Source organism: Streptomyces sp. NBC_00286 (assembly GCF_036173125.1).
Classification (GTDB): domain Bacteria; phylum Actinomycetota; class Actinomycetes; order Streptomycetales; family Streptomycetaceae; genus Streptomyces.
This window is the reverse complement of sequence record NZ_CP108054.1, coordinates 1,697,320-1,720,034: the sequence shown is the minus strand read 5'-3', so window position 1 is coordinate 1,720,034 and position 22,715 is coordinate 1,697,320. Positions and strand designations below refer to the sequence as shown.

The 22,715-nt window shown below is 68.9% G+C and carries 16 protein-coding genes, 1 tRNA gene and 2 pseudogenes; 12 read left to right on the top strand and 7 right to left on the bottom strand.

Annotation, left to right across the window (positions count from 1 at the left end; all coding sequences use genetic code 11):
* Window positions 1-74: 74 nt before the first annotated feature.
* The 7 genes and pseudogenes from OHT21_RS07800 to OHT21_RS07770 all read left to right on the top strand — a co-directional run bounded on the left by OHT21_RS07800 (window position 75) and on the right by OHT21_RS07770 (window position 6,821).
* On the top strand, window positions 75-1,424 hold the full coding sequence (locus tag OHT21_RS07800) for an inositol-3-phosphate synthase (RefSeq protein ID WP_443050328.1): 1,350 nt from the start codon (window positions 75-77) through the stop codon (window positions 1,422-1,424).
* Entirely contained in the window at window positions 1,421-2,644 is a 1,224-nt protein-coding gene (locus OHT21_RS07795) for a sugar phosphate isomerase/epimerase family protein (RefSeq protein WP_328767519.1), read from the top strand. Before OHT21_RS07800 ends, OHT21_RS07795 begins: the two co-directional genes overlap by 4 nt.
* Window positions 2,641-3,387 (top strand): EboA domain-containing protein, encoded by a 747-nt coding sequence (locus OHT21_RS07790; RefSeq protein WP_443050327.1) that lies wholly within the window; start codon window positions 2,641-2,643, stop codon window positions 3,385-3,387. The genes OHT21_RS07795 and OHT21_RS07790 overlap by 4 nt, the downstream gene beginning before the upstream one ends.
* Window positions 3,387-4,262, top strand: coding sequence for a TatD family hydrolase (locus tag OHT21_RS07785; RefSeq protein WP_328767518.1), 876 nt, complete (start codon window positions 3,387-3,389; stop codon window positions 4,260-4,262). The genes OHT21_RS07790 and OHT21_RS07785 overlap by 1 nt, the downstream gene beginning before the upstream one ends.
* Before the next feature lie 3 nt (window positions 4,263-4,265).
* On the top strand, window positions 4,266-5,438 hold the full coding sequence (gene eboE, locus OHT21_RS07780) for a metabolite traffic protein EboE (protein ID WP_328767517.1): 1,173 nt from the start codon (window positions 4,266-4,268) through the stop codon (window positions 5,436-5,438).
* Window positions 5,439-5,473: 35 nt separating this feature from the next.
* Window positions 5,474-5,653: pseudogene (locus OHT21_RS07775) on the top strand (alkaline phosphatase family protein); the annotation flags it as partial.
* Window positions 5,654-5,768: 115 nt separating this feature from the next.
* On the top strand, window positions 5,769-6,821 hold the full coding sequence (locus OHT21_RS07770) for a sugar phosphate isomerase/epimerase family protein (RefSeq protein ID WP_328767516.1): 1,053 nt from the start codon (window positions 5,769-5,771) through the stop codon (window positions 6,819-6,821).
* 81 nt (window positions 6,822-6,902) lie between these two features.
* Here the strand turns inward: OHT21_RS07770 and OHT21_RS07765 are convergent, their stop codons facing one another.
* From OHT21_RS07765 to OHT21_RS07750, 4 genes are all read right to left on the bottom strand, one after another.
* The gene (locus tag OHT21_RS07765) at window positions 6,903-8,291 is read right to left on the bottom strand and encodes an OFA family MFS transporter (RefSeq protein ID WP_328767515.1); all 1,389 of its coding nucleotides are present in this window, start codon (window positions 8,289-8,291) and stop codon (window positions 6,903-6,905) included.
* Between the two features lie 117 nt (window positions 8,292-8,408).
* Window positions 8,409-10,553 carry an acetate--CoA ligase family protein gene (locus tag OHT21_RS07760; RefSeq protein WP_328767514.1) on the bottom strand — a complete coding sequence of 715 codons (2,145 nt, stop codon included), beginning with the start codon at window positions 10,551-10,553 and terminating at the stop codon, window positions 8,409-8,411.
* A gap of 3 nt (window positions 10,554-10,556) precedes the next feature.
* Window positions 10,557-11,834: a formyl-CoA transferase gene (frc, locus tag OHT21_RS07755; protein WP_328767513.1), complete on the bottom strand. Its 1,278-nt coding sequence runs from the start codon at window positions 11,832-11,834 to the stop codon at window positions 10,557-10,559.
* Window positions 11,835-11,844: 10 nt separating this feature from the next.
* Window positions 11,845-13,530: a thiamine pyrophosphate-binding protein gene (locus OHT21_RS07750; RefSeq protein WP_189326958.1), complete on the bottom strand. Its 1,686-nt coding sequence runs from the start codon at window positions 13,528-13,530 to the stop codon at window positions 11,845-11,847.
* Window positions 13,531-13,718: 188 nt separating this feature from the next.
* Between OHT21_RS07750 and sucC the strand changes: the two genes are divergently transcribed.
* The 4 genes from sucC to OHT21_RS07730 all read left to right on the top strand — a co-directional run bounded on the left by sucC (window position 13,719) and on the right by OHT21_RS07730 (window position 17,682).
* The gene (sucC, locus tag OHT21_RS07745) at window positions 13,719-14,849 is read left to right on the top strand and encodes an ADP-forming succinate--CoA ligase subunit beta (RefSeq protein ID WP_328767512.1); all 1,131 of its coding nucleotides are present in this window, start codon (window positions 13,719-13,721) and stop codon (window positions 14,847-14,849) included.
* A gap of 11 nt (window positions 14,850-14,860) precedes the next feature.
* Window positions 14,861-15,745 (top strand): succinate--CoA ligase subunit alpha, encoded by an 885-nt coding sequence (gene sucD, locus OHT21_RS07740; protein WP_328767511.1) that lies wholly within the window; start codon window positions 14,861-14,863, stop codon window positions 15,743-15,745.
* A 100-nt stretch (window positions 15,746-15,845) separates the two neighbouring features.
* The gene (locus tag OHT21_RS07735; RefSeq protein WP_328767510.1) at window positions 15,846-17,387 is read left to right on the top strand and encodes an aldehyde dehydrogenase family protein; all 1,542 of its coding nucleotides are present in this window, start codon (window positions 15,846-15,848) and stop codon (window positions 17,385-17,387) included.
* Between the two features lie 210 nt (window positions 17,388-17,597).
* Window positions 17,598-17,682 (top strand) — tRNA-Leu (locus tag OHT21_RS07730).
* A 568-nt stretch (window positions 17,683-18,250) separates the two neighbouring features.
* Here OHT21_RS07730 and OHT21_RS44610 read toward each other — a convergent pair.
* Window positions 18,251-19,324: pseudogene (locus OHT21_RS44610) on the bottom strand (recombinase family protein); the annotation flags it as partial.
* A gap of 512 nt (window positions 19,325-19,836) precedes the next feature.
* Here OHT21_RS44610 and OHT21_RS07720 point away from each other — a divergent pair.
* Window positions 19,837-20,115: a helix-turn-helix domain-containing protein gene (locus OHT21_RS07720; RefSeq protein WP_328767508.1), complete on the top strand. Its 279-nt coding sequence runs from the start codon at window positions 19,837-19,839 to the stop codon at window positions 20,113-20,115.
* A gap of 320 nt (window positions 20,116-20,435) precedes the next feature.
* Here the strand turns inward: OHT21_RS07720 and OHT21_RS07715 are convergent, their stop codons facing one another.
* Both OHT21_RS07715 and OHT21_RS07710 read right to left on the bottom strand, forming a co-directional pair.
* On the bottom strand, window positions 20,436-21,416 hold the full coding sequence (locus OHT21_RS07715) for a 3-oxoacyl-ACP synthase III family protein (protein WP_328767507.1): 981 nt from the start codon (window positions 21,414-21,416) through the stop codon (window positions 20,436-20,438).
* Window positions 21,417-21,537: 121 nt separating this feature from the next.
* A complete protein-coding gene (locus tag OHT21_RS07710; protein WP_328767506.1) occupies window positions 21,538-22,713 on the bottom strand; it encodes a hydroxymethylglutaryl-CoA synthase in 1,176 nt (391 codons plus the stop codon).
* Window positions 22,714-22,715 lie beyond the last annotated feature (2 nt).

The following is a 22,715-nucleotide window of genomic DNA, read 5'->3' as shown; positions in this document are numbered from 1 at the left end:
CTCATCTCCGGTTCTGTACGGCCGTTTGGTTTGCGTACGGCCCGTCTGGTTCGCGTATGACAAGGAGGCTGACCATGTCCGTCGAACCGTCCCCTTCCGAGTCACGGATGTCCGAGTCGCGGGTGCCCGAGTCACGGGTGGGCGTGTGGCTGATCGGAGCGCGCGGTTCCGTCGCCACGACCGTTGTCGCGGGCTGCGCGGCCATGACCGCGGGCCTGCATCCTCCGACGGGCATGGTCACCGAGACCGACCCCTTCTCCGGCTCCGGACTGCCGGCGTTGTCGTCCCTCGTCTTCGGCGGCCACGACACGATGGACTGCCCCCTGCCCAAGCGCGCTGAGGCACTGGCCGCCGGGGGCGTCCTGCTGCACGGCCTCCCGACAGCCGTGGGCGCCGAACTCGCCACCGCGGACCGGGAGATCAGGCCGGGCGGCCCAGTCCCCGGCGACACCCGGGACACGGAGGAACTCGTCGCCGCCTTCGCCGCGGACATGCGTGACTTCGTACGCCGCCACGGCCTCGCCCGGGCGGTGGTCGTGAACGTCGCCTCCACGGAACCGGCCCCGGACAGCACCGAACTACCCCCAAGCTCGCTCTACGCGGCCGCGGCGCTGCGGGCCGGCTGCCCGTACGTCAACTTCACCCCCTCCACGGGTCTCCACCACCCGGCGCTGGCGTCAGCCGCCGCCGCGTCCGGTCTGCCGTACGCCGGCCGTGACGGCAAAACCGGCCAGACCCTGCTGCGCTCGGTACTGGGCCCGATGTTCGCGCAGCGCGCGCTGACGGTCCGCGCCTGGTCCGGCACAAACCTGCTCGGCGGCGGAGACGGAGCGGCCCTGTCCGACCCCGCTGCCGCGGCCGCGAAGAACGCCGGCAAGGAACGCGTCCTGGCCGACACCCTCGCCGCGGTCCCCGAGGGCGAGGTCCACATCGACGACGTACCGGCCCTCGGCGACTGGAAGACCGCCTGGGACCACATCGCCTTCGACGGCTTCCTCGGCACCCGCATGATCCTCCAGACGACGTGGCAGGGCTGCGACTCCGCCCTCGCAGCGCCCCTGGTCCTGGATTTGGTGCGCTTGGTGGCACGGGCCCAGGAGGTGGGTCTGTCGGGTCCGTTGGGCGAGCTGGGCTTCTATTTCAAGGATCCGGTGGGTGACGGGCCTTCGGCGTTGGGGGAGCAGTACGCGGAACTGGTGGGGTTTGGAGGGCGGTTGGGTGCGTTGGGTGCTTCCGGTGCGTCCGGTCATGCCTCGGCTCCATTGGGTGCTTCTGGAGCCTGTGGTGCCTCGGGTGCTTCCGGTGCGTTGGGCGCTTCGGATCCACCTGGTGCGTCCGTGGCGGCGGCTGAATTCGGTGAGCTGGGCGCGCGGGAGCCGCAGGAGCCGCGGGTTCCGCGAGGGCTGTCGGGGGAGGGGCGATGAGAGAACTGGAGCGCGGGACGACACACGGCGCTTCGGCGGATGAGCCCGCGCAGCGGCGGCTCGGGCCGCTGATCGCCGGGCAGGGTGGCCGCGTGCCCGACGAGGGCACGCTGGCCGGAGGTGGCGGTGAGTCCACGTCCAGCGCAAGCACCGGCTCGTCGGCGACCGGCCCTGTCGTTCACCCCCTCCGCTTCGGTTACGGCACCAACGGCCTCACCGACCTCCGCCTCAACGACGCTCTCGCCCTCCTCGCCGACCTTGGCTACACCGGCGTAGGACTGACCCTCGACCACATGCACCTGGACCCGCTCGCCCCGGACCTCGCGGCCCGCACCCGTCGAGTCGCCCGCAGGCTGGACGAACTCGGACTGAGCGTCACCATCGAGACCGGCGCACGGTACGTCCTCGACCCGTGGCGCAAGCACGGTCCGTCGCTGCTCGACCCGGATCCGGAGCAACGGGCCCGACGTGTCGACCTGTTGATCCGGGCGGTTCAGGTGGCCACCGACCTGGGCGCCCACGCCGTGCACTGCTTCAGCGGGATCACACCTGAAGACACGGACCAGGAAACCGCCTGGAAGCGCCTCGCCGAACCACTCACCCCCGTCCTCGACACCGCCACCACCGCCGGCATCCCCCTCGCCATCGAACCCGAACCCGGTCATCTCCTCGCCACCCTCGACGACTTCCACCACCTCCGCCGAACCTTGGGCAGCCCCGACGCCCTCGGTCTCACTCTCGACATCGGCCACTGCCAGTGCCTCGAACCCCTCTCACCCGCGGAGTGCGTACGCGCCGCCGCCCCCTGGCTCCGCCACGTCCAGATCGAGGACATGCGCCGCGGCCTCCATGAACACCTCCCCTTCGGCGACGGAGAGATCGACTTCCCGCCCGTACTCGAAGCCCTGGCCACCACCCCCTATCAGGGCCTGATCGTCGTCGAACTACCCCGCCACTCCCACGCCGGCCCTCAACTCGCCAAGCAATCCCTCCAGTTCCTGCACCATGCGGCCGCTGCTCTCAAGGCTCAGAAGCCCGGCAGCTCCCAGGACTCGGACAACTCCCACATCGCTGACGGGTCCCAAGACCTTGGTGGGTCCCAAGACCCTGAGGGATTCCAAGGTCCCGATGGCTCCCAAGACCCGGACAGCTCCCACGTCCCCGACGAGACCCCGATCCCCGGCGAGGGCCCCGCCGCCTCCGAAGGGAGAATCCCGTGAACCACCTCCACAACGCCGCCGCTCCTTCTCCCACCGCTCCTTCTCCCACCGCTCCTCCTCCCGCCACGCCGGAGCTGACGGAAGCCGTCGCCGCCCTGCGCGCCCGCCTGAACTCCCAGCTGGACGCCACTGCCCGCGCCTGGCTGGACCGTGCCCTGGACGAGGCGGCGGCCCACCCAGGCAGTCACGGGCCCATCTCCGCCTGGGAGTTGCGCATCGCCGAAGCCGGTCGCCGTTGCGGACCCGAACACGCCGACGCCGCCCGCGTCCTCCTCCTGCATGCGGCTCAGGCCGATGCCGACACCCTGGCCCGCGTCTACCGCCAGGGCACCGCCGCCGAACGCCGCGCCGTCCTGCACGCCCTCCCCGACCTCGTACCGGGCCCCGACGCCCTGCCGATCGTCGAGGACGCCCTGCGCACCAACGACACCCGGCTCCTGGCCGCGGCCGTCGGCCCGTACGCCGCCCGGCATCTGGATGCCCACAACTGGCGGCACGCGGTCCTGAAGTGCCTGTTCACCGGCGTCCCCATCGACACGGTGGCCGACCTGCCCCGCCGAGCCCGCGCCGACTTCGAACTGGCCCGCATGCTCGGCGATTACGCCGACGAACGCTCCGCTGCGGGCCGTCCCGTGCCCGAGGACCTGTACCGCGTCCTGGCCCTGACCGAGCCCGGGAGCGATGTGCCGACCGCTTCGGCAACGTCGGATCACCCCGGCACCCCGTCCGGCAAGGAGTCCTGATGCGCATCTTCGACCCCCACATTCATATGACGTCACGGACCACCGACGACTACGAGGCCATGTACACGGCCGGCGTGCGAGCGGTTGTCGAGCCCTCCTTCTGGCTCGGCCAGCCCCGCACCTCACCCGCCTCCTTCCTCGACTACTTCGACTCACTTCTGGGCTGGGAGCCCTTCCGCGCCGCCCAGTACGGCATCGCCCACCACTGCACGCTCGCCCTCAACCCCAAGGAGGCGAACGATCTCCGCTGTGTGCCCGTCCTCGACGAACTGCCCCGGTATCTCGTCAAGGACCAGGTCGTGGCCGTCGGCGAGATCGGCTACGACTCGATGACCCCCGCCGAGGACAGCGCACTGGCGCACCAGCTCCAGCTTGCCGCCGACCATGCGCTGCCCGCCCTCGTCCACACCCCGCACCGAGACAAGCTGGCGGGCCTGCGCCGCACCCTCGACGTCGTCAGGGAGTCCGCGTTGCCCCCGGACCGGGTGCTCGTCGACCACCTCAACGAGACCACGGTCAAGGAGGCCAAGGACGGCGGCTGCTGGCTCGGGTTCTCCGTCTATCCGGACACCAAGATGGACGAGGAACGGATGGTCGCGGTGCTGCGGGAGTACGGGCCCGAGAAGGTCCTGGTCAACTCCGCGGCCGACTGGGGAAGAAGCGACCCCCTCAAGACCCGCAAGGTCGGCGACGCCATGCTCGAGGCAGGTTTCACCGAGGACGACATCGACCAGGTGCTGTGGCGCAACCCCGTCGCCTTCTACGGACTCAGCGGCCGGCTCACCCTCGACGTCGCCGCCACGGACGCCACCCATGAGGGCAACTCCATCCTCCGCGGCACCCCGGTCACCGACGCGGCCACCTCGGAGGCGTAACCCATGCGCTTCCGACACCCCGACGGCTCGACCGTCCACCTCGCCTATTGCACCAACGTCCACCCGGCCGAGACGTTCGACGGCGTCCTCGCCCAACTCCGCGACCACTGCGAACCCGTACGCCGGCGCCTCGGCCGCGACCGCCTCGGCATCGGCCTGTGGCTGGCCAAGGACGCCGCTCACGCCCTCGTGAGCGACCCGTCCGCCCTGCGCAGGCTGCGCACCGAGCTCGATGCCCGGGGCCTTGAGGTCGTCACCCTCAACGGCTTCCCGTACGAAGGCTTCGGCGCCGAAGAGGTCAAGTACCGCGTGTACAAGCCGGACTGGGCCGACGCCGAGCGTCTCGAGCACACCACCGCCCTGGCCCGTGTCCTTGCCGGCCTGCTGCCCGACGACGTCACCGAAGGCAGCATCTCCACCCTGCCGCTCGCCTGGCGCACCGCCTATGACGACACCCGTGCCGTCCAGGCACACACGGCCCTCGTCACCTTGGCCGAACGCCTCGACGCCCTGGAGGAGTTGACCGGCCGCTCCATCCGCATCGGCCTCGAGCCGGAGCCCGGCTGCATCGTCGAAACCACCGCTGATGCCATCGCCCCGCTCACCGCGATCGGTCACGACCGCATCGGGGTCTGTGTCGACACCTGTCATCTCGCCACCTCCTTCGAAGATCCGCACACTGCCCTGGACGCGCTGGCCACCGCCCGCGTCCCCATCATCAAGTCGCAGCTCTCAGCCGCTCTGCACGCCGAACACCCCCACCTTCCCGAAGTACGCGAGGCCCTCTCCGCCTTCGACGAGCCCCGCTTCCTGCACCAGACCCGCGTCACTGCCACCGCAGCTGGCCTCGTCGGCACCGACGACCTCGGTGAAGCTCTCAAGGGCGACGCTTTGCCCGACACGTCCCCGTGGCGCGCCCACTTCCACGTCCCGTTGCACGCGGCGCCTGCCGCGCCCCTCTCTTCCACGCTGCCCGTACTCAAGGACGTACTGACCCGGCTGGTGGGCGGCCCGCACCCGCTCACCCGTCATCTGGAAGTCGAGACCTACACCTGGCAGACCCTCCCGGCCGAGTTGCGCCCACGCAGCCGCCCCCAGCTCGCGGACGGAATCGCCGCCGAACTCACCCTCGCCCGCGACCTGTTGACGGACCTCGGCTTGAAGGAGCTGCCGTGATCCAGTCCGTGAACCGAACTGTGAGCCAGCCCAGGCGCTATCGCGTGACGGTCGTGCCCCTCGACCCGTCACCTATTCGCGGCAGCCACGGCCGCCTTCCCACGAGCGACGACGAACGTCCGCTCCCCATCTGCTCCACCCCCCGCACTGTCGACGGCCGCCCCTCGGCCACCGACATGAAGTCGCTCCTGCTCCATCCGACCGGTCCCGACTGATCGGCGCCGACGGGCACGCCATGGCCCGCGGTCCCACCCGACCTGTCTCTTCCAACTGGTCACAAGTGAAGCACTCACCACTGACAACGCCCTTCGACACCGAGGAGTTCCAGGCATGAGCCGCTCCAGCCGCACCGCCATCACGGCCGTCACCAGCAAGAACGACGATCCCGAACTCACCCACCGCCTCAGCAGAAGAGGCATGCTCGGCGTGGCCGCGGGCGCCACCGCCGCAGCCCTGCTCGGCACCGCCGCCACCCCCGCCGCGGCCGCCGAAGCGGGCCGGGGCCGCCCCGTCCTGCCGCCCGGCCGGCTCGGCATCCAGCTCTACAGCCTCCGCGACAAGGTCTCCACGCTCGGCTTCGCTCCCGTCTTCGCCGAGTTGAAGAAGTACGGGTACGACGAGGTCGAGTTCGCCGGATACACCCAGGGCTCGGCGGGACCCATCACACTTGCCCAGCTCAAGCGGCTGGCCCGCGACCACGGCCTGAACCCCATCGGCAGCCACGTCGGCTACTACTCCAGCGACCCGAACGCGTACACCTTCGCGCAGAACCTCAACAAGGTCCTCGACGACGCCCAGGCTCTCGGTCTCAAGCACATCGGCACCGCGTCGAACCCGTTCCGCTACGGCTCGACCGTCGACGCGTGGAAACGCGCCGCCGAGGAGTTCAACACCTACGGTGCGGCGGCGAGGGCGCGCGGCATGAAGTTCTACCAGCACAACCACTCGGAGGAGTTCTCCTTCGCCACCGACAAGCCGAACGTCCGCCTCTACGACGTGCTGCTCGCCGAGACCGACCCGAAGCTCGTCTACCTGGAGATGGACATCTACTGGGCCTACGTGGGCCAGTTCCGTTTCTCCAAGCGGGTCGACGGCACACCGGCGCCCTTCGAGCCCCTCGACTACGTACTCAAGCGCCCCAACCGCTACCCGCTCTTCCACGTGAAGGACGGCGTCAGCGACCCGTCGAACCCCTTCGGCTACCAAATGACCGACGTCGGCGACGGCGACATCGACTACAAGCGCTTCATCTCCGGCGTCACGCGCCTGAAGGGCCACCGCCTCGCCCACCACTGGCAGGCCGAACACGACAACCCCGCCGAGTCGTTCACCTTCGCCCGCCGCTCGAGCGAGCATCTGCACTCCCTGCGCGAGAAGTGCTGACGGCTCCCACAGCGTGCGCCCTCCCGTCGGCACAGAAGGCTGCCGACGGGAGGGCGCACGCTGTGGACCCCCGCCGTCATCTCAGGCCATCTCCTCGCCGATCGGGTGTGGGTTGGGTTCGATGCGCCGCTTGCGGGGCCGCCCGGGTGGGTGCAGGAACAGGGCCACGAAGCCGGCGAACAACGAGACGGAACCGGCGAGGATGAAGGCGCCCGCGTAGTCCCAGGCGCTCACGACCACGGCGCCCATGCCGGATCCCAGCAGGCCTGACACCAGCTTGGAGCTGTAGACGAGGCCGTAGTTGGAGGCGTTGTTGTTCTCGCCGAAGTAGTCCGCGGTCATCGCCGCGAACATGGGGAAGATCGCGCCGCCGCCGAAACCGGAGATGCTGGAGAACACCAGGAACAGTGGCAGGTTGCCGATGTTGCCGGACCAGAGGATGCCGTACTGCGACAGACCCAGCACGATGCAGACGAAGATCAGGCACTGCTTACGGCCGTACCGGTCGGACAGCCAGCCGATGACGCCGCGCCCGGTGCCGTTCACAATCGCCTTCATGGACATGGCCGTTGCCACGATCCCGCCCGCGAAGCCGACATCATTGCCGAACGGCACCTGGAAGGCGATACCGAAGATATTGACGCCCGAGGTGCACAGCAGGCAGAACCACATGAGAGCCACCCGGCCCGTGCGCCATGCCTCGATCGGCGTGTACTGCTTCACGGCGGGCGGGTTCTTCTCCAGTGCGCGCCGCGCGCGCGGGTCGTCCGGTTTCCGCAGCGGGTCGACCTCGGCGGGCCACCAGTTCTTCGGCGGATCCTGGAAGAAGTAACCGGCCACTGCGACGACCGCCGCGAGGAACACGCCGACGGAGACGAGGACCCAGCGGAAGTTCGAGAGATCCATGAAGCCGGTGAAGATGAACACGAAGGGCACCGAGCCATAGGCGAAGCCGCCGTTGACGAAGCCCGTCTTGCCGCCCTTGCGCTCCGGATACCACTTGCCGACCATGTTCACGCAGGTCGCGTACACCATGCCGGCGCCCATACCGCTGAACATGCCGAAGCCCACGTACGCGACGATCACATGCGGTGCGTACGCGAGTGACACATACCCCAAGAGCGTGCCGATCGCGCCCAGCATCATCGCCCAGCGGGCGGGCAGCTTCCCGCTCTCGCGGAGCTTTCCGGCCGGGAAGGCCACGGCCGCCTGGAAGAACACCCACACACCGAGCATCCAGAAGATGTGCCCGTTGCTCCAGTTGTGTGCCGAGTGCAGAGTCTCCTCGGCCGAGGCGAACGCGTACTCCGCCGAGCTGATGCCCATCATGCCCACCCAGGGCAGGATGACCATCCACTTGCGTTTGCGGCCCATGATGTCGATATCGGATTCACCGATCCGGTACATCCGGCCGTTGGCGTCCGTCACCTCCCTGTAGGGGACGGATGTGGAGATGTCAGTTGTCGCCATGTCGATCGAACCCTTCGCGTGGAAGAAGTCTGGCCAGCGCCCCCTGTCCGTTCTCTTCGCGCAGGGGCCCGCGGCGAGCGGTCACCGCAGGCCCCGTGGTTCGGGCCGTCGCTCAGCTCATCGACCGCCCCCCAAGAGTCCCGCAGCCCGTGCCCACCGGTACTTCGCACCCAGCACCGCCACCGGCTTCTCGGTCGTGTACGGGTACGCCACGACGCCCCGATCGAAGAGGTGCTGGCACGCCTCCTCGACCTCGACATCGCCCGCCAGCGAGGCCACGACCGGCTTCTCTATGCCGCGCTCCCGGAATTCGGCCACCACGCGCGCGGTGAGCTCGGCGAAGACCATGGGAGGGGTCACGATGGTGTGCCAGTAGCCGAGGACGAGCGCGTGGATCCGCGGGTCCTCAAGGCCCAGCCTGATCGTCGCCTCGTACGTCGACGGGGGCTCGCCGCCGGTGATGTCCACCGGGTTGCCTGCGGCTCCGAAGGGCGGGATGAACTTCCTGAAGGCCTCGTCCAGATCCGGCGGAATCTCCATCAAGGAGAGGCCGTTGTCGGTCACCGCGTCGGACAGCAGTACGCCACTGCCGCCGGCGCCCGTGATGATCACGACGTTGTCGCCCCGAGGGGCCGGAAGCACCGGCAACGCGCGCGCGTACTCCAGCATGTCGTTCAGCCCGGGGGCCCGGATGACACCGGCCTGCTTCAGGATGTCGTCGTACACGGCGTCGTCGCCCGCGAGAGCGCCCGTGTGTGAGCCCGCGGCCTTGGCACCGGCCGCTGTACGGCCCGCCTTCAGGACGACCACCGGCTTCTTGGGGACGGTCGCCCGCGCCGCCTCCACGAAGGCGCGCCCGTCCTTGAGGTCCTCCAAATGCATGGCGATGCACTGGGTGTTGGGGTCCTCGCCGAACCAGGTCAGCAGGTCGTCCTCGTCCAGGTCGGACTTGTTGCCGAGCCCCACGATCGCCGAAACACCCGTCTTCGTAGTGCGTGCGAAACCCAGAATGGCCATCCCTATGCCACCGGATTGCGAGGTGAGCGCGACGCCGCCCTTGACGTCGTAGGGCGTGCAGAACGTGGCGCACAGGTCCTGCCACGTCGAGTAGTAGCCGTAGATGTTCGGCCCGAGCAGCCGCACGCCGTAGCGCTCGCCGACGGCCACGATCTCGTCCTGGAGCTGATGCTCACCCGTTTCCGCGAACCCGGAGGGGATCAGTACCGCGTTGGGGATCCCCTTGCGCCCCACCTCCTCCAGGGCGGAGGCCACGAACTTGGCGGGGATCGCGAAGACCGCCACATCCACCTCGCCGGGAACGTCGGTGACACTCTTGTACGCCTTGCGGCCCAAGATGTCATCGGCCTTGGGGTTCACCGGGTGGATCTCTCCGGAGAAGCCGCCGTCGACGAGGTTGCGCATCACCGAATTGCCGATCTTGCCCTGCTCGTTGGAGGCACCGATCACGGCGACCGAGGAGGGCTGCATCAGCCGGCGCATGGAGGTGAGGATCTCCTCGCGCGTGTACTTGCGGCGCTCCTTGGGGGCCGAGTCCGCAAGGATCACGCGGATGTCCGCCGCGACCGCGCCCTCCGGGGTGGCGATCACGGGATTGAGGTCCACCTCGGCGATCTCCGGGAAGTCCGCGACGAGTTCGGAGACCCGGCGGATCTGCTCGGCGATCGCCCACCGGTCCACGGCCGGCGCGCCGCGCACCCCGTGCAGGATCTCCGCCGAGCGGATCGAGTCCAGCATCGACAGCGCTTCGTCGGCGTCTACGGGGGCGAGTCGGAAAGTGACGTCCTTCAGGACCTCCACCAGCACTCCGCCGAGTCCGAAGGCGACGACTTTCCCGAACGTCGGATCGGTCACCGCTCCGACGATGACCTCCTGCCCCTGAGGCAGCAGTTCCTGCACCTGTACGCCCTCGATACGGGCTTCGGGCGCGTACGCGCGCGCGTTGTCGATGATTTCGCGGAAGGCGGCCCTGACGTCGGTCGCGCCCTCCACGCCGACGATCACGCCACCCGCGTCGGTCTTGTGCAGGATGTCAGGGGAGACGATCTTCATCACGACAGGTCCACCGAACCGTGCCGCATACGCGACCGCCTCGTCGACGTTTGTCGCCAGCTCCTCGCCGGGGACGGCGATCGCGTACGCGTCGGCGATCACTTTGCCCTCGGGCGCGGTCAGCGCGGTCCGGCCCTCGGCCCGAACGGCTTCGAGGAGCGTACGCACCCTCAGCACCCGGTCTTCGGCCATCAATCAGATCACTCCGTTCGACTTGAGCAGGCGCAGCTCCTCGTCGCCGAGACCGAGCTCGCCGACGTACACCTCTTCGTTGTGCTCGCCGAGCAGCGGCGAACTGGTCACGTCCACGGGGGAGTCGGAGAGCTTGAGCGGACTGCCCACGGTCACGAACTCGCCCCGCTCGGGGTGCGGCACCTTCACGACCATCTCGTTGGCGACCAGCGACGGATCCTCGATGATCTCCTTGGTCGACAGGATCGGCCCGCACGGGATGTTGTGGGCGTTGAGCTTCTCCAGGACCTCCCACTTGGGGAGCGTGGCCGACCACTCCTCGATCAGCTGGAACATCTTGTTGAGCTGCGGCAGTCGCGCCTCCGGCGTCGCCCACTCGGGGTCGTCCGCCAGCTCCGGCCGCCCGATGAGCTCGCAGATCGGCTTCCAGCCGACGGGCTGCACGATGACGTACACATAGTCGTTGGGCCCGCCCGGCGCGCACTTGACGGCCCAGCCGGGCTGGCCGCCGCCGGACGCGTTGCCGGACCGGGGAACTTCGTCGCCGAAATCGTCGTTCGGATATTCAGCGAGCGGGCCGTGTGCCAGGCGCTGCTGATCGCGCAGCTTCACCCGGCAGAGGTTGAGCACAGCGTGCTGCATGGCCACATTGACCCGCTGACCGCGCCCGGTGTTCTCCCGCTGAAGCAGCGCCGCGAGAATCCCCGCCACGGCGTGGATGCCCGTGCCCGAGTCCCCGATCTGGGCCCCCGTAGCCAGCGGCGGCCCGTCCTCGAACCCGGTGGTCGACATCGACCCGCCCATGGCCTGAGCGACGACCTCGTACGCCTTGAAGTTGGTGTACGGACCGTCCCCGAACCCCTTGATGGAGGCATAGACGATACGCGGATTGATCTCCTGGATACGGTCCCAGGTGAAGCCCATGCGGTCGATCGCGCCCGGTCCGAAGTTCTCGACCATGACGTCCGAGCGCCGGATCAGCTCGGTGAGGATCTCCTTGCCGCGCTCGGTCTTGGTGTTGAGGGTGATGCTCCGCTTGTTGCAGTTGAGCATCGTGAAGTAGAGGGAGTCGACGTCCGGGAGGTCACGCAACTGCTTGCGCGTGATGTCACCGGTCGGCGCCTCCAGCTTGACCACGTCCGCCCCCAGCCAGGCCAGCAACTGGGTTGCGGAGGGGCCCGACTGGACGTGCGTCATGTCGAGGACACGGATGCCTTCGAGAGCCTTGGGCGCGGTGTTCGGTGCTTCGTTCGTCGCGGTGTGAGTCGCGGTGCTGGTCATGGCGGGCACCTCACTTGTACATCGTCTGGTTCATGGTTCCGGGGGCGTACGCGTCCGGGTCGACCCAGACATTGATCAGCGAGGGCTTGCCCGACTCGCGGGCTCGCCGCAGGGCGGGGCCGATGTCGGCAGGGTCGCGGACCTCCTCGCCGTAACCGCCGAGCATCTGGGCGAACTTGTCGTAGTGGACGTCGCCGAGGGTGTTGCCGACGCGCTCGCGTGCCTCGCCGTACTTGGCCTTCTGGCCGTAACGGATCTGGTTCATCGAGGAGTTGTTGCCGACGATGCCGACGAAGGGGAGGTTGTAGCGGACGAGGGTCTCGAAGTCCCAGCCGGTGAGCGAGAAGGCGCCGTCTCCGAAGAGAGCCACCACTTCCTTGTCGGGCCGCGCCTGCTTGGCCGCGAGCACGAAGGGGACGCCGACGCCGAGCGTGCCGAGCGGTCCCGGATCCATCCAGTGCCCGGGTGACTTGGGCTGTACGACCTGGCCGGAGAAGGTGACGATGTCGCCGCCGTCGCCGATGTAGATCGAGTCCTCGGTGAGGAAGTCGTTGATCTCGCTGACCAGGCGGTACGGGTGGATGGGCGAGGTGTCCGACCTGAGGCTGGGCAGCCGCTTCTCGATCGCTGTCTGCTCGGCCGCGCGCAGCTCGTCGAGCCACTCCTTGCGCTTCGACGCGCCCCCGTTCAGGCGTCCGGAGGCAGCCTCGGTCACCGACTTCAGGACGAGGCCCGCGTCGCCGACGATCCCGAGGTCGATGTCCCGGTTCTTGCCGACGGTCCGGTAGTCGAGGTCGATCTGCACCACGGTCGCGTCCGGCGACAGCCGCTTTCCGTAGCCCATACGGAAGTCGAAGGGCGTGCCGACGATGACGATGACGTCGGCGTTGGAGAAGGCGTACCGGCGGGAGAGCTGGAAGTGGTGCGGGTCCCCGGGCGGCAGGGTGCCGCGTCCGGCGCCGTTCATGTAGGCGGGGATGTTGAGGCTGCGTACGAGTTCGATGGCGGCCTCGGTGCCACGGGTCGTCCAGACCTGGCTGCCCAGCAGGATCGCGGGTTTCTCGGCGTGCACGAGGAGATCGGCGAGCTTCTCGATCGCCTCGGGGTCGCCGGCCGAGCGCGTCGAGGCCCGGTACTGACCGGCGGCCGGGACCCGGGCCTTCTCGACCGGCACCTTGGCGTCGAGCACATCGCGCGGGATCTCCAGGAAGGAGGGCCCGGGAGCGCCGTGGTAGCACTCGCGGAAGGCCATCGACACCATGTCGGCGGCGCGTGCGGTGTCCGGCACTGTCGCCGCGAACTTGGTGATCGGCGTCATCATGTCGACATGCGGCAGGTCCTGAAGGGACCCCATCTTGTGCTGCGTATGCGCCCCTTGGCCGCCGATCAGCAGCATGGGCGACTCCGCGCGGAAGGCGTTGGCGACGCCCGTCACGGCGTCGGTCGTGCCGGGGCCCGCGGTGACGACCGCGCAGCCGGGCTTGCCGGTGATGCGCGCGTAGCCGTCGGCGGCGTGGGCGGCGACCTGTTCGTGGCGTACGTCGACGACCTCTATGCCTTCGTCGACGCAGCCGTCGTAGATATCGATGATGTGGCCGCCGCACAGGGTGTAAATGACCTCCACACCCTCGGCTTTGAGCGCCTTGGCGACCAAGTGCCCACCGGAGATGAGGTTCTGGCTGTTGTCGTCGGGCATGGCGAAGTCCTGTCCCTTCGTAGGGGATCGGGCACGCGAACGTGCACTTCAGACACGGTTCGCGCACTGCTCGTGGATGCCGTCGCGATTGATTGCATACAGTCGACGAATACTGTATGAAGCTTGTTATCCCGCATCCGGTGGGTGGTGTCCAGGGGGCGTGCGGCACTTTTGAGGCAGGAGCCGGAATGGACCTGTACGAACACCAGGCAAGGCAACTCTTCGAGGAATACGGCATCTTGGTGCCGCGGGCCGAGGTCACCGATTCGTCCAAGGAGGCCCGCGAGATCGCCCGCAGGCTGGGCGGGCGCGTCGTGGTCAAGGCGCAGGTGAAGACCGGTGGACGTGGCAAGGCGGGCGGGGTGAAGCTCGCCGCCGACCCGGCTGCCGCCGAACTGACGGCACGCCAGATCCTCGGCATGGATATCAAGGGCCACACCGTCGGCACGGTGATGCTGGCCCAACCGGTCGACATCGAAGCTGAGTTCTACGTCAGCTACGTACTCGACCGCGCAGCCGGCCGTTTCCTCGCGATCGCCTCGGCCGAGGGCGGCATGGAGATCGAGGAAGTGGCCGCGACCAGGTCCGACGCCGTGGCGCGCGTTCCCGTCGACCCGGCCGAGGGCGTCACCTCGGCGAAGGCGGCACAGATCGCCGAGGCGGCCCGACTGCCCGCGCAGACCGTCGACGGCCTGGTCAGGCTCTGGGACGTACTCATCCGCGAGGACGCCGTACTCGTCGAGGTGAACCCTCTCGTACGTACCACCCAGGGCCAGATCCTCGCCCTCGACGGCAAGGTCACCCTCGACGACAACGCCCGCTTCCGGCAGGCCCGTTGGGGAGAACAGGAGTCGGCGCACGACGACCCGCTGGAGGCGGCGGCAGCCGCGAAGGGCCTCAACTACGTGAAGCTGGACGGCGAGGTCGGAATCATCGGCAACGGTGCGGGCCTGGTCATGTCGACCCTCGACGTGGTCGCCGGCAGCGGCGCGCGGCCCGCCAACTTCCTCGACATCGGCGGCGGGGCGAGTGCCCAGGTCATGGCCGACGGCCTCTCCGTCATCCTCTCCGATCCATCCGTCAAGTCCGTCTTCGTCAACGTCTTCGGCGGCATCACCGCCTGCGATGCGGTCGCCGACGGCATCGTGCAGGCCCTGGAAGCCGTCCAGCTGACCAAGCCGCTGGTCGTACGCCTCGACGGAAACAACGCCGTACGCGGTCGCGCGATCCTCGACGGCCGCGCGCACCCCCTGGTCCAGCAGGCCACCACCATGGACGGCGCCGCGCGCCGCGCCGCCGAACTCGCCAACGCCGGCTGAAGGAGCGAGACATGGCCATCTACCTCACCAAGGAGAGCAAGGTCCTCGTCCAGGGCATGACCGGCGGCGAGGGCATGAAGCACACCCGGCGCATGCTCGCGGCCGGCACCGACGTCGTCGGCGGAGTCAACCCCCGCAAGGCCGGGCAGACCGTCGACTTCGACGACCGAGCCGTGCCCGTCTTCGGCTCCGTACGCGAAGGAATCGAGGCGACCGGCGCCGACGTCACCGTCGTCTTCGTCCCACCCGCCTTCGCCAAAGCGGCAGTTGTGGAGGCCGCCGACGCGGGCATCGCACTCGCCGTGGTCATCACGGAGGGCATCCCCGTCCACGACTCGGTCGCCTTCACCACGTACGCGAAGACAAAGGGCACGCGGATCATCGGCCCCAACTGCCCGGGCCTGATCACTCCCGGGCAGTCCAACGCGGGCATCATCCCCGCCGACATCACCAAGTCCGGCCGCATCGGCCTGGTGTCCAAGTCGGGCACGCTCACCTACCAACTCATGTACGAACTCCGCGACATCGGCTTCTCGACCTGTGTGGGCATCGGCGGCGATCCCGTGGTCGGCACGACCCATATCGACTGCCTGGCGGCTTTCGAAGCGGACCCCGAAACCGAACTCGTCGTGCTGATCGGCGAGATCGGCGGCGACGCCGAGGAACGAGCCGCCGCGTACATCCGCGAGCACGTCACCAAGCCCGTCGTCGGCTACATCGCCGGTTTCACCGCGCCCGAAGGCAGGACGATGGGCCACGCGGGCGCGATCGTGTCCGGTTCGTCCGGCACGGCACAGGCGAAGAAGGCGGCACTGGAGGCGGTCGGGGTCCGCGTGGGTGGTACGCCGACTGAGACGGCGCAACTGGTGCTCGACGTACTGGCCGCAGAGGCGTGACGTCACTCATAGTTGAGCAGAGGTGACTTTCCGAAGTCGCCACGCCTCGCACCGTTATGTCCCCCGCCCCCGACTGTGCACCGAGAGCGGAGCAAACCGAATGGCATCCACCCTCACCCTCAAGTCAGGCACGTCCTGGGCCGACGCCTGGCAGCGTTGTCTCGCCTTGGCCCCCGAGGCGTTCCGGGACGATCGTGTCCTCAACCTCTGGAACGCCGCCTGGCAGGCGGACGGCCGGGCCCTGCCCGCCACCAGCCCCGTCGACGGCACCCCGATCGCCGGTCCGCCACGCCTCGACGCCGCCACCGCCCGGCAGGCCGTACGAGCCTGTCTCGACCAGCACCGCGCCTGGCGCCACGTACCTCTGGACGAACGCCGCGCCCGCGTCGCGGCCACCCTCGACGCCCTCACCGAGCACCGCGAACTCCTCGCCCTTCTCCTCGTCTGGGAGATCGGCAAGCCCTGGCGGCTCGCGCAGGCGGACGTCGACCGGGCCATCGACGGCGTGCGGTGGTACGTCGACGGAATCGAGCCCATGCTCGAGAACCGGACCCCGCTCGACGGGCCCGTGTCCAACATCGCGAGCTGGAACTACCCGATGAGCGTGCTCGTTCACGCAGTACTGGTACAGGCATTGGCAGGGAACGCGGTCATCGCCAAGACCCCGACCGACGGCGGCGTCGCGTGTCTCACCCTGGCCTGCGCCCTCGCCGCACGCGAAGGGATTCCCGTCACCCTCGTCAGCGGCAGCGGAGGCGAACTGTCGGAGGCGCTCGTGCGCGCGCCCGAGATCGGCTGCGTCTCCTTCGTCGGCGGCCGCGACACCGGCGCCGCGGTGGCCACGGCCGTCGCCGACCTCGGCAAGCGACACGTACTCGAACAGGAAGGACTCAACACCTGGGGCATCTGGAACTACACGGACTGGGACGCGCTCACGGCGGTCATCCCGAAGCTCTTCGACTACGGCAAGCAGCGCTGCACGGCGTACCCGCGCTTCGTCGTCCAGCGTTCGCTGTTCGACGAGTTCCTCGCCGCGTACCTGCCGGCCGTACGCACCTTGCGCGTCGGCCACCCACTCGCGGTGGAGCGGCCCGACGACCCGTATCCGCAGCTGGACTTCGGGCCGGTGATCAACGCGGCCAAGGCGAAGGAGCTGCACGACCAGGTCGCCGAGGCCATCGACCGCGGTGCCGTCCCGCTGCACCGCGGCAAGCTCACAGACGCGCGCTTCCTGCCCGGCCAGGACACGGCGGCGTACGTCCAGCCCGTCACGCTGCTGAACCCGCCGCCGTCCTCACCGCTGCACCACGCGGAGCCCTTCGGCCCGGTCGACACCATCGTCCTGGTCGACACCGAGGCCGAGCTGCTGGCTGCCATGAACGCGTCGAACGGTGCCCTGGTCGCCACCCTCTCGACCGACGACCCGGCCACGTACGAGCGGCTGGCCCCGCAGGTCCGGGCGTTCAAGGTCGGCCACGGGAAACCGCGCTCCCGCGGCGACCGGGACGAGCTGTTCGGCGGCTTCGGAGCGTCCTGGCGCGGCGCGTTCGTGGGCGGCGAACTGCTGGTGCGCGCCGTTACCCAGGGCCCGGCGGGGGAGCGGCTGCCGGGGAACTTCCCCGATTACCACCTGATGCCGTGACCCGACCGAGGTGACCACGAGGTGAACCCGGCGCCCGGCCCCGGGTGCCGGCGGTGACCGGATGTGCACCCCTCGTGTCGCGCAGGCTGCGCATCCGGTCACCCGGCCACCTCTCCGAGCCCAGAAACGCAGGTGAAAGCCACTGCGAAAGCTTGGTATTGTTGTCCCTGTCGCCGCGCGGAACACTCCCTGCAAGGCGGCAGACACCTCGTCCGGGTGGCGGAATGGCAGACGCGCTAGCTTGAGGTGCTAGTGCCCTTTATCGGGCGTGGGGGTTCAAGTCCCCCCTCGGACACAGACCGTATCCCCAACTTGTGCGGGTCGAGGCGAGCCTCGGCCCGCACAAGCTGTTTTCCGGGTTCGTAGGTGAGCTTGAGCCCGAGGTTCTGGTAGACGTCGGCCTTGTCCTGTGGTTCGGCGTCGGCGAGTACGTCCCGGATGCTGCCGAGTGATGTGATCATCGCGTGGATGACCTCCTTGCTGAGGTGATGCTCGCCGGTGGGCCTGCGGGTCCGGGCGAGGGCCTGGGCGCGGTGGGCCTGGGTCTCGGCGGTCCACTGGGCGATGAGTTTCGGGTCGGTGCCCGCCTCTAGGGCTTCGCGGTAGCGGGCGATCCTCGCGTCGCATTCGGCGATCACGCGCATCGCGTCCTCGGCCTCCGGCGCGGGGGCGGGGTCGGGCTGGGCCGCGTGCATGCGGGTGATGGCGTCGTGCAGGCGGTGCGGGGCGAAGGCTCGCGCGAGCCAGGTGTCCAGCGAGGGGATCAGGTCCCGCTCTGCCAGGTAGACGTTGCGCGGGTGGGAGACCTTGTTGGCGAGCGCGTATTCGTTGGGGAAGCGGCAGCGGTAGTACAGGACGTCGCGGCTGCGCTGGCCCTGCATGCGTCGCCCGCAGATCCCGCAGTGCAGCAGCCCACGCACGACGTACGGGTGGCTGGTGCGTTGCCGCTCGCGGGTCGTACGGCCAGCGCCCTTGCCTGCCAGCAGGTCCTGGGCGTGCTCGAAGGTCTCGGTGTCGATCAGCGGCGGGTGGGCCTGGTCGGTGGACCAGATCCAGGCATCCGGCCGGTTCCAGCGCAGCCGGGTCTCGTGTCCGAGGGCCACGTTGTCGACGTCGAGGAGGATCTCTTCCTTGTGCTGCTTGTTCCAGACCTGCCGTCCGGTGTAGCGGGGGTTGGACAGGATCGCGCGGACGGCCCCCTTGGACCAGGCGACGCCGCAGCGGTGCCGGTTGCGCCCCGGGTCGTGCGCGGCCGGGCTCGGGATGCCGTCGCGGGTCAGGGACTCGGCAATGGCGAACAGCCCGCGCCCGGAGCAGTAGTCGCGGAAGATGCGCTGGACGACGTGCGCGGTGGCGGGGTCCGGTTCCAGTCGGTGCAGGCGCTTGCCGTCGGCGGCCTTGGCCGGGTTCGGGTGGGGTCCGACGTCGGCGAGCCGGTAACCGTAGGGCGGTCTCCCGCCCAGGTAGCGTCCTTCGATCTTGGCCTGGGCGGCCATGGCGGCGCGGACCCGGATCTTGATCCGGTTGCGTTCCCCCTTGCTCATGCCGCCGAAGACCGACATCACCAGGTCGTGGGCTTCGGATTCCGGATCGATCGGGCCGCCGACCTCAGGCACCCAGAGCCGCACTCCGTAGTGAACGAAGAGCGGGAAGATCAGTCCGTACTGGTTGCCGTAGAAGGCCCGTTGCGGTTCGCCGATGACCACCGCGTCGAAGCCGCGGTGCGGTTGCTTCAATGCTTCGAGGAGCGCCGCGGCTCGGGGCCGACGCTGCCATGGGATCGAGCGGGACTGGCCGACGTCGAAGTACTCGGCGACGATGACGCCGTGCGGCTCGATCAGTGCTTGGGCGCGGGTGAACTGCCAGTTGCGTGAGGCTTCCAGGTCTTGCTGGTCTTCGGTCGAGACCCGGCCGGCGAAGGCGAACGCTGTGGGCACGCCGCTTTCCTCTCCGTGGGCGACGGATGGCTGTCCCTTGCTGGTTCGGGGCGGCTGGCGTCCGTTGTGCGGCGGTGAGCCTTTCGCAGGAGACGCAGCAGGGCTGTAGCGGCAAGCGGAGTGAGCACCGGTGCCGCGTCGGGCACCGCGAGTGTCAGCCCGGAGTGGGCCTTGCCGCCCTCCAGGGCGGGCTCTTCCTCGGCAGAGGAGGCCGTGCTCTCACCCCGAGGGCGCAGGGACGACATCGTATTTGGTTGCTGAGCGGGCCCAGCCATCAGCTATCCCCAGAGGCTGGTAGCGCTTTCCGGCCGAGCCCGCTACTCAACACGAGAATACTACTTACGAAATTAAGGTAGCGCCTTAATTCAGTGGGCACTACCTGGAGTCTCGGTGTGGTAGCGGCCTCACGGGCTGGGCGGCCCCGGGCAGTAGCCGGGATGGGAGAGACTGGGCCCGGCGTGCGCATAGGTCGCGTCGCGACGGGAGTGCTGTGGAGCGGGAGGCGTGGGCTGGTGGACATCCGGTGGAGGCTGCGGAAGGCGGCGGCTGACCGCGAGGTGTGGACCGGCGCGCAGTTGCGCCGCCTTCTGGCCGAGAAGGCGGGGCTGGAGCTGTCGTCGGCGTCCGTCTCGGCGTTGATGACCAAGCAGCCGACCCAGGTGAAGCTGGAGACGCTCCTGGCTTTGTGCACCGCGTTGCAGTGCACACCGAACGACCTGTTCGAGGTCGACACGACACCGGTAGCGGACGTTGGCAATCGCACGGAAAGCGGGCCGACGGCTGACCAGTGAGCGGTGGCATCCGCAGGAAGGCTGAGCGGATCGGATACGCCGAGCCGATGAGGGGGGCCGGGAGTAGTCGTCCCTTCGGTGGGTCGGAGTCCGGACTCCGACCCACCGAGCAGTCCGACCAGACCGTGCCGAGAGTCGGTCCTCCGCCCCCGGGCGTCGGAGCCGGGGCGGATCAAAGTGCCGAGGTACGTCGTCGGACTGGCCACGGGACCGGACCGGGACCGACCGCGAGTCGCACTCGTCAGGCAGATGCTGTCACCTGCCCTTGGGTACCTCTCTCACGCAGACACCCACCCACCAACCCACCGGCCTGGGTTCTCTCACCACTCAACCAGCGCGAATCCCGCCGACATGCCGCCGCCGAAGCCGGCGATGAGGATCAGGTCGCCGGGGGTAAAGGCGCCCGCACGGGCGGCCGCGTCCAGGGTGATGGGGATGGAGGCGGCTCCCGTGTTGGCGTAGTACGTCAGTGTGCGGTGCATGGTCGCGCGAGGCAGTTCCAAGTCGGCGAAGACGGTGTCCAGCATGGTGCCGTTGGCCTGGTGCGGTACAAAGTGGTCGACGTCGTCGGGTACGACACCGCATTCGTGCAGGAATCCCTTGACCAGTTGCGGCAGGTGGTCACCGACGAAGTTCCGCACGCCTCGCCCGTCCATCGCGAAGTAATGAAGCCCCGCGTCGAGGACTGTCTGGTCCACGGGCATGCGGCTGCCGCCGGCGGGCACCTCGATGAGACCCGACAGTTCGCCGAACGAGTGCAGCGCGAGGTGCCGGATACGTGGTCCGTGGTCGACCGACGGCCCCATGACCACCGCTCCGGCGCCGTCCCCGAACAGGATCACGGTCCTGCGGTCGGCCCGGTTCAGGATGCGGGAGTACAGGTCCGCTCCGATGACCAGTGCGTGGCCGCCGGTGCGGGTGAGTACGCCCTCGGCCGCGGAGAGCGCGAACACCGTGCCGGAGCAGACCGCGTTGACGTCGTACGCGGCCGCGCCGATCGCGCCGAGCCGCTGCTGGACGTAGGCGGCGGTGGGCGGTTGCGGCCGGTCGGGTGTGGATGTGGCGACCACGATCACGGACAGGTCCTCGGCGGTGAGGCCGGCCGACCGCAGCGCGGCACGCCCCGCGGCGGTGGCCAGGTCCGAGGTGGCCTGGCCGTCGGCAGCCCATCGCCGTTCCCGGATGCCGGTCTTGCCGGTGATCCACGCGTCGTCGACCCCCGCCGCCGCGGCGACCTCGTCATTGGACACGATTCGCTCCGGCACATAGGCACCCGTACCGAGGATCGTCACGTCGGTCATGCGGCTGCCCTCCCCTCGAGTGGTATGGAGAACGGTGTGTGAAGAACTGGCGTGCGGCCGTAACGGGCGCGTGCGGGGGCAGCCGTGGAGGCTGCCCCGCACGCCTGGGACCGCAGGTGTTCTAGCGCGCCTGGTAGATGCGCTTGTGACCGCTGATGCCGGCCAGGCGGAAGGGCCCGGTGGTCTGCTGCGGGGTGGGGTGGTCTCCTCCGTCGGCCGGGAAGGACCGCTCGTGCAGCTCGCGGTAGCGGGCGTAATCGACCGGCTTGCGCCGGGCTATCGCCTCCAGGTTCGCTTCGGTCCGCAGGTGTTCGCGGTAGCCGGGGACGGCTGTGCCCGCGAAGAACTCGGCGACGCTCCCGGAGCCGTAGCTGAGGAAGCCGATGGGCCGGTCGGCCAGGTCGTCCGTCTGGTCGAGCAGCGCGGCGAGAGCGAGGTACACCGAGGCGGTGTAGCTGTTGCCGATGGAGGTGTTGTAGGCCACGGTCTGCCCGATGGCGTGCTCGATGGCGGTCTCGTCCGTTTCGTGGCCCGCGTAGTTGAGCAGATGACGATGTGCCTTGTAGGCCATTTTCGTGAACGGTTGGTGGTAGCAGAACGCTGCGAACTCGTCGAGTGCGCGGCCGCCCTGCTCGCCGTAGTCCTTCCAGCTGCCTGTGACCGCTTGCAGGTACGCCTGGACCGATTCCTGCCCGTCGACCAGGGCGGTGGTGAGGTAGTTCGGTCGCCAGAAGTCCATGACGTCGGCGGTGAACAGGCCCGAGGCGTTCTCGATGCGGATCAGGGCGGGGTCGGCGCTGACCAGCATCGCCACCGCGGCGGCGCCCTGGGTCGCCTCGCCGGGGCTGTCCAGTTCGTACCTGGAGACGTCGCTCGCGATCACGAGGACCTGTTGGTCGGGGTCGCGCCGCACGAGCCCGATGGCGAACTGCAGGGCGGCCGTGGCTCCGTAGCAGGCCTGCTTCAGCTCGACGACCCGGCAGGCCGATGGCATGCCGAGCAGTGAATGCACGTACACGCCAGCGGCCTTCGCCTGGTCGATCGAGGATTCCGTCGCGAAGACCACCGTACGGATCCGTTCGGAACCGTGCCGGGCAATGATCGGGGCGGCAGCGGCGGCGCCCAGCGTCACGATGTCCTCGTCCGCGGCGGGGACGCTCATCGACCGCTGGCCGATGCCGATGTGGTACTTGCCGATGTCAGTGCCGTTGCACTCGGCGAGTGTCGCGTGCGACAGGACGTACTCGGTCGTCGCGAACGACAGATCGTGGATTCCGAAGGAAGAGTCGCTGGACATAC

What these genes read in the sequence shown, in the direction of transcription:
- OHT21_RS07800 (WP_443050328.1), top strand. Translation starts at nt 75, where the DNA reads ATGTCCGTCGAACCGTCCCCTTCCGAGTCACGGATGTCCGAGTCGCGG.
- OHT21_RS07795 (WP_328767519.1), top strand. Translation starts at nt 1,421, where the DNA reads ATGAGAGAACTGGAGCGCGGGACGACACACGGCGCTTCGGCGGATGAG.
- OHT21_RS07785 (WP_328767518.1), top strand. Translation starts at nt 3,387, where the DNA reads ATGCGCATCTTCGACCCCCACATTCATATGACGTCACGGACCACCGAC.
- eboE (WP_328767517.1), top strand. Translation starts at nt 4,266, where the DNA reads ATGCGCTTCCGACACCCCGACGGCTCGACCGTCCACCTCGCCTATTGC.
- OHT21_RS07770 (WP_328767516.1), top strand. Translation starts at nt 5,769, where the DNA reads ATGAGCCGCTCCAGCCGCACCGCCATCACGGCCGTCACCAGCAAGAAC.
- OHT21_RS07765 (WP_328767515.1), bottom strand. Translation starts at nt 8,291, where the DNA reads ATGGCGACAACTGACATCTCCACATCCGTCCCCTACAGGGAGGTGACG.
- OHT21_RS07760 (WP_328767514.1), bottom strand. Translation starts at nt 10,553, where the DNA reads ATGGCCGAAGACCGGGTGCTGAGGGTGCGTACGCTCCTCGAAGCCGTT.
- frc (WP_328767513.1), bottom strand. Translation starts at nt 11,834, where the DNA reads ATGACCAGCACCGCGACTCACACCGCGACGAACGAAGCACCGAACACC.
- OHT21_RS07750 (WP_189326958.1), bottom strand. Translation starts at nt 13,530, where the DNA reads ATGCCCGACGACAACAGCCAGAACCTCATCTCCGGTGGGCACTTGGTC.
- sucC (WP_328767512.1), top strand. Translation starts at nt 13,719, where the DNA reads ATGGACCTGTACGAACACCAGGCAAGGCAACTCTTCGAGGAATACGGC.
- sucD (WP_328767511.1), top strand. Translation starts at nt 14,861, where the DNA reads ATGGCCATCTACCTCACCAAGGAGAGCAAGGTCCTCGTCCAGGGCATG.
- OHT21_RS07735 (WP_328767510.1), top strand. Translation starts at nt 15,846, where the DNA reads ATGGCATCCACCCTCACCCTCAAGTCAGGCACGTCCTGGGCCGACGCC.
- OHT21_RS07715 (WP_328767507.1), bottom strand. Translation starts at nt 21,416, where the DNA reads ATGACCGACGTGACGATCCTCGGTACGGGTGCCTATGTGCCGGAGCGA.
- OHT21_RS07710 (WP_328767506.1), bottom strand. Translation starts at nt 22,713, where the DNA reads ATGTCCAGCGACTCTTCCTTCGGAATCCACGATCTGTCGTTCGCGACG.